The 12,711-nt window shown below is 45.2% G+C and carries 13 protein-coding genes; 7 read left to right on the top strand and 6 right to left on the bottom strand.

Annotated elements, in window-relative coordinates; all coding sequences use genetic code 11:
- Positions 1–136 precede the first annotated feature (136 nt).
- The 5 genes from P5683_RS18455 to bioB form a co-directional block, all read right to left on the bottom strand.
- On the bottom strand, positions 137–1,162 hold the full coding sequence (locus P5683_RS18455; RefSeq protein WP_006622523.1) for an ABC transporter substrate-binding protein: 1,026 nt from the start codon (positions 1,160–1,162) through the stop codon (positions 137–139).
- A gap of 106 nt (positions 1,163–1,268) precedes the next feature.
- Entirely contained in the window at positions 1,269–2,528 is a 1,260-nt protein-coding gene (locus tag P5683_RS18450) for an FAD-dependent hydroxylase (RefSeq protein ID WP_006669419.1), read from the bottom strand.
- A 258-nt stretch (positions 2,529–2,786) separates the two neighbouring features.
- Positions 2,787–3,263, bottom strand: coding sequence for a signal peptidase II (gene lspA, locus P5683_RS18445; protein WP_006622525.1), 477 nt, complete (start codon positions 3,261–3,263; stop codon positions 2,787–2,789).
- A gap of 16 nt (positions 3,264–3,279) precedes the next feature.
- Positions 3,280–3,864 (bottom strand): biotin transporter BioY, encoded by a 585-nt coding sequence (locus P5683_RS18440; protein WP_006622526.1) that lies wholly within the window; start codon positions 3,862–3,864, stop codon positions 3,280–3,282.
- Between the two features lie 11 nt (positions 3,865–3,875).
- Positions 3,876–5,018, bottom strand: coding sequence for a biotin synthase BioB (bioB, locus tag P5683_RS18435; RefSeq protein WP_006622527.1), 1,143 nt, complete (start codon positions 5,016–5,018; stop codon positions 3,876–3,878).
- A 512-nt stretch (positions 5,019–5,530) separates the two neighbouring features.
- On the opposite strand from bioB, the gene pstS reads away from it, so the two are divergent.
- The 5 genes from pstS to pstB (P5683_RS18410) all read left to right on the top strand — a co-directional run bounded on the left by pstS (position 5,531) and on the right by pstB (P5683_RS18410) (position 10,711).
- Positions 5,531–6,607 carry a phosphate ABC transporter substrate-binding protein PstS gene (gene pstS, locus P5683_RS18430; RefSeq protein WP_006622529.1) on the top strand — a complete coding sequence of 359 codons (1,077 nt, stop codon included), beginning with the start codon at positions 5,531–5,533 and terminating at the stop codon, positions 6,605–6,607.
- 247 nt (positions 6,608–6,854) lie between these two features.
- Complete coding sequence (gene pstC / locus P5683_RS18425) at positions 6,855–7,820, top strand: phosphate ABC transporter permease subunit PstC (protein WP_046318971.1); 966 nt, start codon at positions 6,855–6,857, stop codon at positions 7,818–7,820.
- 66 nt (positions 7,821–7,886) lie between these two features.
- A complete protein-coding gene (gene pstA / locus P5683_RS18420; protein ID WP_187758442.1) occupies positions 7,887–8,792 on the top strand; it encodes a phosphate ABC transporter permease PstA in 906 nt (301 codons plus the stop codon).
- A gap of 76 nt (positions 8,793–8,868) precedes the next feature.
- Positions 8,869–9,678 carry a phosphate ABC transporter ATP-binding protein PstB gene (pstB, locus tag P5683_RS18415; protein WP_008056317.1) on the top strand — a complete coding sequence of 270 codons (810 nt, stop codon included), beginning with the start codon at positions 8,869–8,871 and terminating at the stop codon, positions 9,676–9,678.
- A 205-nt stretch (positions 9,679–9,883) separates the two neighbouring features.
- Complete coding sequence (gene pstB / locus P5683_RS18410; RefSeq protein ID WP_006622533.1) at positions 9,884–10,711, top strand: phosphate ABC transporter ATP-binding protein PstB; 828 nt, start codon at positions 9,884–9,886, stop codon at positions 10,709–10,711.
- Between the two features lie 91 nt (positions 10,712–10,802).
- Here the strand turns inward: pstB (P5683_RS18410) and P5683_RS18405 are convergent, their stop codons facing one another.
- Positions 10,803–10,970 (bottom strand): NblA/ycf18 family protein, encoded by a 168-nt coding sequence (locus P5683_RS18405; protein WP_006617869.1) that lies wholly within the window; start codon positions 10,968–10,970, stop codon positions 10,803–10,805.
- A gap of 233 nt (positions 10,971–11,203) precedes the next feature.
- Here P5683_RS18405 and P5683_RS18400 point away from each other — a divergent pair, with 233 nt between their 5' ends.
- Positions 11,204–11,797 carry a phycobiliprotein lyase gene (locus P5683_RS18400; RefSeq protein WP_006622534.1) on the top strand — a complete coding sequence of 198 codons (594 nt, stop codon included), beginning with the start codon at positions 11,204–11,206 and terminating at the stop codon, positions 11,795–11,797.
- A 112-nt stretch (positions 11,798–11,909) separates the two neighbouring features.
- Positions 11,910–12,512, top strand: a complete 603-nt coding sequence (locus P5683_RS18395; protein WP_006669413.1) for a Uma2 family endonuclease — start codon at positions 11,910–11,912, stop codon at positions 12,510–12,512.
- Positions 12,513–12,711 lie beyond the last annotated feature (199 nt).

The following is a 12,711-nucleotide window of genomic DNA, read 5'->3' as shown; positions in this document are numbered from 1 at the left end:
AATGGTTTTGGAGAGTTGAGTTGACAGCAGAACCCGGAGGGCGGGTTTATTAATATGGTTTTGGAGAGTTGAGTTGACAGCAGAACCCGCCCCTACAATAATTAATTATTAATTATTAATTATTAATTATTAATTATTAATTGATAAATCTATCATCTACTGAATTAGAGAATAATGGCACATCATTTATGATACCATACTTCTCGAATTTGGCAGCCATACTTTGCCAGCGATCGCTATTTATTTTCCCTAAATTCTTATCTGTAAGTCCCCCAGTGACATAATTAGCTACCTGTTTCAGAGAAGCTATTTGATAATCTAAATCGTCATACTCTCCACCGGGTTCTGCATAATTATTAACAATAATTTTCGCCGCCTTTTCCACATCATCCAAAGCCAACCGCCAACCCGCAAATGTCACCTCTAAAAATTTCTGCACTATTTCCGGGTGGTATTGTAATAGTTCATTATGGGCAAAAATTACCTGAACATAGGCATCATAACCATAATCACTAAATTTAATAATGTTAGGTGTAATCCCGGTTTTGGCAGCAAATCCAATCGGTTCGTCTACAATATAACATTGTACAGCATCTACTTCACCCCTCAGTAGCAGATCATGTTTTTCCTCTCCTGAAACTAGGATAATTTCAATGGCATGGGAGGGGATGTTATCATAACCCATAGCCATTTGCATAATCGAGTAACTTTCCCCCTCCATTCCTACCCGTTTCCCGATTAAATCTTGTAAGTCATAAATCTGACTATTTGGCATCGACATTAACCCCAAAGGGGAATTTTGGAACATCGTAGCTATAGCTTTTATCGGTTGACCCGCAATTTGGGCATTCATAATAATATCCTGTTCACCACAACCAATAATCGCCGGATTTTTGGCTACTTGATTAGTTACAATCATCGCCGTTTCTCCCGGTCTAATTTCTACCGCCAAACCACTGCTTTTATAGAGATTATAATAATCAGCCAGCAACACCCCAGCAAATTGGGCATTATATTTCCAGTCTAACTGCATAATAATTTGATCAGGGTGTGTAGCTAACTCATTAGCAGCTACAGCCGCCGGACCTCTCAACTTATCTAGCAGTAAAGACCCCCCCAGAAAAGCAGAAGTTTTTAAAAATTGGCGACGATTGATAATCATGGTCTAAATTACTGATATATAGCGATCGCTTTTAAGATACTCCCACCCTTGGTCAAAAATCAACCCCTCAGCATCACCCCCACCCCCATAATTGATAACTCCCTATTTACTTACATTCAGTAATTTGGGGCGCGCGTCCAAATAATCCCGTCATTATTCGTAATGACAAATAACGCAAAGGTCGGATTTTTTTTAATCCCCAAAGTCCCCAACGACGCAAGATAACTTTAGGTCGCCAATTCCCCGAAAACATCCGATCCAGAAAATCCGTAAACCCCAAAATTAACAGGTTTTCTCCCCGCCGCCATTTCTGATATCGGTTGAGAGTTTTCATGTCGCCAATATCTTCACCCGCTTGATAAGCCTTTTTCACAATTTCGGCGATCGCACCAGCATCACGAATCCCCATATTTAACCCTTGACCTCCCACCGGGTGACAACAATGCGCCGCATCTCCTACTAACGCTAATCTATGATTAACATAGCGATCGCTTTGCATCAATTGCACGGGAAACACTATGCGATCGCTCAATAATTCTAAGCGCCCCAAAACTCCACCCGTCCGATATTCTAGCAATTCCAAAAACTCCCCTTTATCCATTTTTTGCCACTCATGGGCTTGGCTATGGGGCGCAGTTAACACCACTTGACAGCGATTTCCCGGTAGCGGCAAAACTCCCATCGGTCCGCTTGACCAGAATTTTTCAAATGCTACATTATTATGATGTTTTTCTGTTTGAATCGTAAACGCTATACAGGACTGCCAATATTTCCAACCTTTCGTCTTAATTCCAGAGGCTTCACGCAAGGGAGATTTAGCACCATCAGCAGCTAGGACTAACCTCGCTTTAATGGTCTTAATTCCCTCCCCATTTTCTACCTCGATTTCGGCGCGATCGCTATAATAATTAACTTGTTTCACTGTCGCTGGACACCACCAATGCACCTCGGCGCAATCTTCCAGAAACCTTTGCATTGCTGTTAGGATAATCGAATGTTCTCCCACATATCCTAATGCTTCCGTCCCTAAGTCCCTCGGTTCAAAATTGATCACATTTGGATGATCGCTATCACTCAGACTAATTTGATAAAATGTCGTTATTTTGGGGAGAATGTCTCCCCACACCCCGATATCATCTAAAATGCGCCCAGTTTGTAACGTTAAAGCATAGGCTTGGCGACGACTGGCGGCGATCGCTTTTGGCTGAGGTTCAATTAGTGCTATTCTTAACCCAGAATTTCTTAGGCTACACGCTACTGTCGCCCCCACAATACCACCCCCCACAATTGCTATATCATAGTCTCCCTCACCCTTCACCGATTCTGTTATTATCGATTCTGCTGCTAACAATTCATTTACTACCATTGGCCCGCTATTACACTCAATGCTCCACTTTCATCTATCATACATAGTATATTGTTAAGTTTTGTAACAAAAAATTAATAAATGTTAAAAATTTTCGCTTTTTGGGGAGGGGGGTTGCTTTTGCGGCTGCCTTGCGCTATACTTTTATCATAATGGGATGTTTGCGATTTTTTTATTTTTGCTTATTTCTTATTATTGAGGATATGTCAATATCATAACAGAAAGCGGCGGTCGATGTCAACCCCTTGACCAGAAAAATTATGGGTGAGAATGGGGCTGAAAAGCAGCGATCAGCAAACAGATAATCCCGACATTAATAGAAATATCAGCGACATTAAACACAGGAAATTGAATCAGGCGGAAATCGAAGAAATCGACCACATGACCAGAAACAAAGCGATCGATACCGTTACCCAAAGCGCCGCCAAGAATCAAACCATATCCCCACTGTTCCCAGGAAATGAGCCGAGGGCCAAACCAAGCCCAAAGCATTAATCCCAGACTAACCAGCAGAGACAACCAACGCAGCCAATAAACACCGCCATTGCTGAACAAACTAAAAGCCGCCCCAGTATTAACGACATATGTAATATGAAAAATACCGGGTAAAATGGGGACAGTTTGGGGAGGGGTAGTCAACTCAAAAGTCTGCACGACCCAAAACTTAGTCAAATGATCTATCACCAAACTGATAGTTGCAGCTATCCAAAAAGTCGAGTTTTTTTTAAATCCCATGGAGGATAATTTTGAGTTAATAAAACATTAACCCCCGGAGGACATAGGATATAACAGTTACCGCACAAGCCACAGCCAACTGACCACCGAGGGGAGTAAGAGAATAGCTGTGAATAGCCGTCATGAGTGGAATTATGCGATCGCCTACATCATTCATCAAATGAGTAGCAACCAGATAAAGTATCCCCACCAAGTGAATAGTAATCAATCCACACAGACAGCTAAATCCCAGCAATTCCAACTTAGGATGATTACGAAAAGCCAAAAAACCACAGACCCAACCACCGGGAACAAAACCCAATAGATAGCCAAAGGTAGGCTCTGCGAGGTAGCCAAAGCCGCCGCCTTGGGAAAAAACAGGTAAAACCGTCAAACCCAAGGCTAGATAGGCAATTTGAGACATAGCCGCCGCATTTTTTCCCCCCATACACCCCACCAGTAGAACTGCTCCGATCTGATAGGTAACACCCAAGGAATGTATCTGAATGTTAGGCTGACTCCAAAGGCTAGAGGGGTCGGTGACAAACGCTTCCAAGAAGGTGCCACCGATAGTCAGAAGTACGCCAATGATCGCCCATAAAAATTCAACTGGTGGTATCAATTGTCAGGGAGTTATACTGAAGTTTTAGTCTGGTGTTTATGGTTGGGTTTTTGTCCGGGAATAGGAGCCTCTCCACCCTCAAGACCGAGAGACTCTAACATAGCCCGATCGCTTTCGGGAGGTTGACCCATAGTAGTTAGGTAATGTCCGATCAGCATGGCATTAATCCCCGCTTTCAGACCTAACCCTTGTAATTCTCCCATAACAGCTTCCCGTCCCCCTGCATATCGCAAAATTTGCTCTGGGAGGAGTAGGCGAAAAATAGCGATCGCTTTCAGTGCTTGATATGGGTCAAGACGGGAGCGCCCCCCCAAAGGGGTTCCTTCACGGGGGTTAAGTAGATTAATCGGAACCGACTCTACCTCAAGTTCCCGCAATGCTAAAGCCAGGTCAACACGGTCTTCCCAGCTTTCCCCCATACCGATAATGCCACCCGTACAGGCTTGAATACCAGCAGCCTTGATATTTTTCACAGTTTCAACGCGATCGTGCCAACTATGAGTCGTCACAATATTACCGTAAAAACTTTCGGAAGATTCCAGATTGTGATTGTACCTAGTCACACCTGCTTGCGCCAAAGCCTGAGCCTGTTCTGGGGTAATTTCTCCCAAAGCACAACAGGGTTTAATGGAAGTTTCCGCCTGAATACGGCGAACCGTCTCTAGGATCTGTTCAAACTCACTAGACTTGGGGCTATTGTACTTAATACCCCGTCCCTGAGAAACCAAACAAAACCGTTTCGCCCCAGCTTCTTCAGCAGCTTTCGCCTGAGCCAGAATTTCCTCTGGAGATTTTAGCCCATAAATAGGCGAATTTTCCCCAGGGTGGTGAACCGACTGGGAACAGAAACTGCAATTTTCCGAACAGTTCCCCGACTTGACATTAATAATGCTACATAAATCTACCATTATGCCACAACAGGCTTGACGTACTCGGTCCGCCGCCTCACACAGCAGCAGAATGTGATCATTTCCTTCGATCTTAGTCAGTGCGATCGCCTCTTCTCGACCAATGCGATCGCCCCCAATTACCCGGTCAGCCAGGGAATTGAGCCACTGCAATAGTTGCTCTGTTGTCTGACCCGTAGGTGTAAGCGACCAAGACTCAGCATTGAGTTGGGACTGACGGTTAGTTGATGGCAGTGCTTGAACCACGATTAAGCCTTAAACTGCGTAATTACCTTAATCTCCCCATCCTAGCATCATCTCACCCCAAGCTCAATGGCAACCCCACCCCGTGGCCATAGATGGCAATTGTTAATTATTCATTAATTTTCCTCCCCCTGGTAAAGTTAGGTGCTACTAAAATTTATCAATCTCCCCACAGATCAGACTAAATAAGCCGCCTTTCTTTGACATAAGATGTTCCCCCCAATTAGAATTTAATAAAAACAGCACCATACCAGCCACCTATAGTCAAGTTAGCCTTGATTAAGATTAGTTTAAGGTTAGGTTATCCTTGACAGAAAAACCAAGTTAAGCTAAATCTTTAGATTTTTTTCTAACCATAAACTCCCCTTGTGGAGTCATCAATCTTGTGGTAATTTCTTGTGTAGGTATCGGGCTTAAAGTCTGTTTTTGTACCTGAGTATCAAATTAAACCAGAACCTTAATCGGTTATTGTTCATCTGATTTCCTAGTCGTTTCACCAAGTGGACGTATTTTTCATGGTTCTCAATCGCAAAGTCCTTTTAGCAGTAGCCTCCCTACCAATACTATTGGGAGCAACCGCCTGCGCTCCCGGTCCCCAAGAAGGAGAAACTCGCGGCCAAAGGATATCCATTAGCGGCGCTGGGGCGACCTTCCCCGCCCCCCTATTTCAACGTTGGTTTGATGCCTATAACCGCCAGGTAGACCCCAACGTACAAGTTAGTTATCAGTCCGTCGGAAGTGGGGCTGGTTTAGAGCAGTACATCAATGGCACAGTAGACTTCGGAGCCAGTGAAGCACCAATCACAGACTCCGCCACTCGCACAGAATCCTTCATCGCCGCCCACGGTCACGATCCCATTCAACTTCCCTTAACCGGAGGGTTTGTTTCCTTCTCCTATAACCTACCCGGAGTTGAGAACCTCCAACTGAGACTATCTCGGCAAGCCTACTGTGGTATCGTGACCGGACAGATTACCCAATGGACTGATCCGGCGATCGCCGCCGATAACCCCAACCTCAATCTTCCTAACCTACCCATTATCTTCGCTCATCGTTCCGACGGTAGTGGAACCACCTTTGTATTTACTAACCACATCAATACAGTCTGTCCTGACTGGCCTGCTGGTGTCGGCACCTCCGTAGACTGGCCTATAGGTATTGGTGGTCAAGGAAACGAAGGTGTAGCCGCGGCCATTCAGCAAAACGAGGGAGCCATTGGATTCCTATCTTATGCCTACGCAGCCCTCAACAACATTGACTCAGCTTTAATCGAAAACCAAGCCGGAAACTTTATCACCCCATCTCCAGAAGCAGCAGCTAAAGCCTTACTTGATGAACCCGTACCCGATAACTTTGCTTTGCTAGTTCCTGACCCCTCCGGTGCTGAGTCTTACCCCATTGTCGGTCTAGTTTGGGTAATGATCTATCAAAACTATGAAGACGATGCCAAATGGCAAGCTCTGCGTCAGGTTTTTGAATGGTCTTTAGGTCCAGAAGGCAGAGCCTTAGCAGAAGAACTCCTTTTTGTTCCCACCCCCGATCCTTTAGTACAAAGGATTAAAGCTGTCTTTGACACCGTAAATGCCAACTAACAGATTCCCTTAGACAATTCAGGAGTGCCACATTTTTGGTACTCCTACTACCGAAACTTTTATCGAGTTGGGATATATAGCCCAGAGTCTGGGTGTGTTAACAAACCACTCCGTTAGCCTTTTCCGGTTCAATGGATAACTGACAACTACTCCCACACTTTCCTAGTCCCAGTTACTTCCTGAACATTTTGGCGATCGCTCCTTCCTGTAAATACTCAACTAATCAAAGTGGAGACAAAACAACATCATGACCCTGGTTGATCCATCAAATCAATTCACTAGCCGTAGCCTGGAAAAACGAACCAGCACCATTAGAGTCATCGATATCGGCTTCTGGGGATTAACCCTACTCCTGGCTATTGGTGCCGGAGCCGTTTTACTTTGGGTAATCCTACAAACAGCGATCGAAGCTACCCCCGCCATTCGCCAATTTGGTCTCGGTTTTTTAGTCAATACAACCTGGAACCCTGTAACCAACGTATATGGCGTGCTACCCCAAATTTATGGAACCTTAGTTACCGCCTTTATCGCTCTAGTAATTGCTGTTCCCCTCGGCATTGGGGTCGCTGTCTTCCTCACCGAAGGATTTGCTCCCAAATGGGTGACAACTCCCATCGCTTTTGCGATCGAGCTAATTGTAGCCATTCCTAGTGTGGTTTTAGGCATTTGGGGCATTTTTATCCTCATTCCCATGATCAGACCCGTTTTTAGATTTCTCAACAGCTACTTCGGTTGGATTCCCCTTTTTGGTGGCCCTACCCCCTCCGGTAATAACCTCTTACTGGTCGGTTTAGTCCTATCCATTATGATCGTCCCCATTATCATCTCGATTACCCGTAGCACCTTTGAAGCCCTACCCAGAGACCTCCGCAATGGTTCCCTCGCTTTAGGAGCCACCCGCTGGGAAACTATTCTCAGAGTCCTTATCCCCGCTGGCTTATCTGGGATTATCAGTTCCGTCATGTTGGGAATGGGTCGCGCTATGGGTGAAACTATGGTAGCCGCCATGCTAGTCGGTAACGCCAACCGCATTAACATATCATGGTTACAGCCCGGATCAACCATTACAGGTCTCATCGCCTCCCAGTTTGGCGAAGCCGGACGCACCCAAGTAGCCGCTCTCATGTATGCAGGTTTAGTCCTGATGATCCTATCCCTGGTCGTCAATATCTTGGCCGAACTCGTCATTCGTCGATTTCAGAATATTGAGTAAGGTTTCTGACTTTGACCTGAGTTTTTTGTTCACTCAATCCCCGATTAAGTTTAGCAAGCATAAATTATGGATAATCTAGGTCGTCAGCCTTCCTTTCCTTCTGAAGGCGATAGTTTCGATATCAGCGAGAAAACCATGGCTCGCCATCGCCGTCTCGTGGGACGGGTCTTAACAGTCTTAACCATGGTCTTTGCAGCCACAGTTGTCATTCCCTTGCTGTGGGTCCTCCTTAGCGTCTTTCAAAAAGGCGTAGGCGCTTTAGTCTTTCCCGATATCTTCACTAAATTACCACCCCCTCCCGGCCTCTCTGAGGGCGGTTTTGGTCATGCCATTATCGGTAGCTTAATGACCCTCGGAATTGCTACCATGATTGCTGTTCCCTTTGGTGTCATTGCCGCTATTTATCTAGCCGAGTTCGGTCGCGGCACTAAGTTAGCCTACTTGGTCAAGTTCTCCTGTAACGTACTTACCGGGGTTCCCGCCATTTTATGTGGCTTATTTGCTTACTCCATTGTCGTCAGACCCATGGGAGGATTTTCCGCTTTTTCCGGTGGGGTCGCTTTGGCTGTCTTGATGTTACCCATTATTATTCGCTCTACCGAAGAGGCTTTGTTATTGGTTCCTAATGAAATGCGGTTAGCTGCCACTGGTATTGGGGCTACCCGATTTCAAACTGTAGTGCAAATTGTCTTACCCGCCGCCCTAACTTCTATTGTCACAGGTGTTGTTCTCTCTGTCGCCCGCGCCTCTGGAGAAGCTGCACCCTTACTGTTTACCTCCTTTAACAATAACTTCTGGGCTGCTAATGTTTGGGAACCAGTTGCTACCCTACCTATCTTGATTTACTTTTTCTCGATTATTCCCTACAAAGCATCTCAGGCTTTGGCTTGGGCCGCCGCTTTGGTCCTGTTGTCACTTGTCCTTATTTTCAGCGTTTTAGCCCGCTATTTCAGCCGCAAAAAAACCTTTTAACTTACCCACCCCCTCCCTTTTTTTTGCTCACCTATTCTGCCTCACTGTTCTTTTAGCTTGACCAATTGGAGAAACCATGCAACAATATATTAGTGATGTGTCCGTAAATACTCGGCGCATTTTTGAGATTAAAAATCTATCGGTTTACTACAGCGGTGCGATCGCTCTCCGGGATGTTAACATGGATATCCTGGAGCGCAAGATTACCGCTTTTATTGGCCCCTCTGGCTGTGGTAAAAGTACCCTCTTACGCTGCTTTAACCGCACTAATGACCTGGTTCCTGGTGCTGAGGTTAAAGGGCTTTTGAATTACCGAGGTCAACCCCTCTATCGCAAGGGAGTTGATCCCGTTGTTGTCCGCCGCCGCATTGGTATGGTCTTTCAGCAGCCTAACCCTTTCCCTAAGACCATTTATGATAATGTCGCCTATGGTTTGCGCGTAAATGGGATTAAAGATAACTTAGATGAGAGGGTCGAAAAAGCCCTACGCAGCGCCGCCCTCTGGGATGAGGTTAAGGATAATATGAAAAAGTTGGGGACTTCTCTATCGGGAGGACAGCAGCAACGTTTATGTATCGCTAGGGCGATCGCTGTTCAACCCGATGTTATTTTGATGGATGAACCCTGTTCCGCTTTAGACCCCATTTCCACCATGCGAATTGAAGATTTGATGGCTGAACTAAAGGAACATTATACCATTGTCATTGTTACCCATAATATGCAGCAGGCTTCTCGCGTAGCTGATTATACCGCCTTCTTTAACGCCGAAGCCCTAGAAGGTGGTAAGCGCGTTGGTTATTTAGTCGAAGTAGATACCACTGAAAACATTTTTTCCTGTCCCCAAGACCAGCGAACTCATGATTATGTTAGTGGTCGTTTTGGCTAAACCATAAACCTCCATATATAGCAATATTACATGATGATTGGTAAAATTAAACCTACTCCCCCCGAATCCCATACGGCGGGGATGTTCATGGTTATCCTTAACTCTCATCACCCCGCTATATATCCCATTAATTCCCCAACTGTATTAATCAAGTTGTGGGGGATCTATTTGTACAATTGCTCAACAATTCAGGAGTTAACTGCTCATGATGGATGCTAGTATTCCCGATACTGCTAATGTGACTGATACCGATATAGTCATCCATGCTGAAAATATTGATGTTTTCTATGGGGATTTTAAGGCAGTTCGCGGCGTGACTATGGACATTCTCCAAAAACGAGTAACCGCTTTTATCGGACCTTCTGGCTGCGGTAAAACTACTATTCTCCGCTGCTTTAATCGCATTAATGATTTGATTCCAGGCTTCAGGTTGTCCGGGAATATTTACTATCAGGGTCAGAATTTATACGATCCCATTGTCGATCCTGTCCAAGTGCGACGACAAATTGGTATGGTATTTCAGAAGCCTAACCCCTTCCCTAAGTCTATTTATGAAAATATCGCCTATGGGGTGCGCGTCAATGGTTTGGCTAAGTCTAAAGCTGATCTCGATGAAATTGTAGAGCGATCGCTCCGTCAGGCTGTACTGTGGGATGAAGTCAAGGACAAACTCCGACAAAGTGGTTTGGCTTTGTCTGGGGGTCAGCAACAACGTCTATGTATTGCGCGCGCGGTTTCCGTTCAACCTGATGTAATTCTCATGGATGAACCTTGCTCCGCTTTGGACCCTATTTCTACCATGCGGATTGAAGAACTCATTGTTGAGCTAAAACAACAATACACTATCATTATCGTTACCCATAATATGCAGCAAGCAACTAGGGTCGCTGATATGACTGCCTTTTTTAACGCTAAAGCCGAAGATGGTAGCAAGCGTTTTGGCTACCTCGTTGAGTTTAGCGATACTCACAGTCTGTTCCAAAATCCCCAAGAAGAAGCCACCCAACAATATGTTAGTGGTCGCTTTGGTTAAGCACAACCTATCCCCAAGAGGTCAGAAGCTACTTAATTAGCCCTGTCTGACCTCCCTCTGGTTGTGGTGATTGGTTGATGGTGTTTTGACGCTATGCGCCTTTCATCCAGTTTTTCAGTAAGTTATCCTTAACCATCCCTTGGCGAAAAACCTCGATTAGATACTCCTGAGCTTCTTCTAAACTTAGGTGTTTGACTTGTTCCTGGAGAACCTTGAGCTTGAATTGTTGCTCTATGCTTAGATTTCCTGGGGTTTGCATTGTTCGCTCCTCCTCTGAAATTCTAGGATTGAGACTACGGTTTTGGATTAAACCGTAATTTTTGTTTACCTGGAATGTAAATTATCGTAACATAAACTTGACAATCTGTCCATCATGGACATTTAGACACTAATCTATTTAACAAAACTTTGGATTTTCCGCTCTGATAGCCACAGACTCAGCCCTAACTGCCATAAAATAAACTGATAGCCGTCAGATTGGAGATTGAGTTAATGGATGCTATAGAATTTTTTAATATGAGTGCCGGAAGATGGCGATCGCTAAGGACTACCCATCACCTAGCTTTTCGTCAAGCCGAAAAAGGATTTTCTGATATCAATGTAACCTCCCTTACCGCTGATGACCCCCAGGTAGCCGAGATCTGCAAAATGCACGATATTGACCCGAGTTTGGCGGCGGGGGGCGCTCATGTCACCTGGAATGGCGAAATGGCTTGGGATAAGGAAGACGAAAATCATAAGGGTTCTACCGTATTTGCGATCGTACCAGACCCAGATGATCCGCGCCGGGGTCGAATGCTGCGGGAACGCGGTTATGCCGAAATTGTCCCCGTGATTGGACGTTTTGAGATGGACGAAGAGGACGGCTTAACCTTAATAACCGAATATGAAACCATGAGTTCCATTGAGCGTTTTTGGTTTGTGGGTCCTCATGTAAGAATGCGATCGAGTGCCGTCAAGCGGTTCGGAGGCTTCAACACCTCCACCTTCTGCACAGAAATCCGCATCGACTCTGATTCTAACACAACCACAACTTCCGAAGCCGACAAACCATCTGCTGATTTTATCTCAGCCTTTGGTTGGTAAAACCGTAACCCCCCTGAAGTCCCAAGGTTTTCAGGGGAGTTAGTTGTTGTGTTTTAGCGGCTACTAACTGGCTGGCTTTCAATAAACCATCAAAAACCATTATACCATAGCCATGACATCTATAACCACCGACAAAACATATACTTTTGAGGACTACCTCAAATATGATGATGGCACAGACAACCATTATGAATTAGTCAATGGACAATTAGAAATCATGAACCCACCAACCATCAGACATTTGCTAATCGCCGATTTTATCCGGGATACTTTAAAAGCCGAAATAACTCGGATGAATTCACCTTGGTTGTGTTTGAAAGAAGCCGGGGTGAGAACCTCACCGAGGAAGTCGCGATTGATGGATGTCTGTGTCGTATCCAGAGAAAAAGTTGTAGAATTGTTGGATGAATCGGCAGTTTTTCAAACGCCACCCCTCCTAGTGGTGGAAGTGGTCAGTCCCGAATCGGTAAACCGGGATTATCGGTACAAAAGAACGGAATATGCGGCGGCGGAAATCCAGGAATATTGGATTGTAGATCCGATATTAAATAAGATATCGATTTTGCGGCTGGATGAGGGTTTATATGAAGAAACTGTGTTGACGGACAATCAACAAATAGTCTCTCAAGTTTTCCCGGAATTAAGGTTAAATATCGGAGACATTTTCGCAGCGGGCAATATTTTCACCTCCCCGGAAAATCCCCCGCAATCCTAAAAAGCGGGGTTATATCAGCCACGCAAACATTTAATAAACGGGGTTTCTAGTAGGTTGGCTGGTGCGATCGCTTTACAACACACTCGGACTCTAGTAGGTTGGGTGGAGCGATCGCTTTACACAACACAGGCGGCTAGGCTGGGAGACTCTAGTAGGTTGGGTGGAGCGATCGCGAAACCCAACACAGTCGGCTAGGCTG

The organism is Limnospira sp. PMC 1279.21 (genome assembly GCF_032349615.1).
GTDB classification, from domain to species: Bacteria; Cyanobacteriota; Cyanobacteriia; order Cyanobacteriales; family Microcoleaceae; genus Limnospira; species Limnospira fusiformis.
Note: the sequence above shows the minus strand (reverse complement) of the source record. Positions and strands in the feature narration are given on the sequence as shown.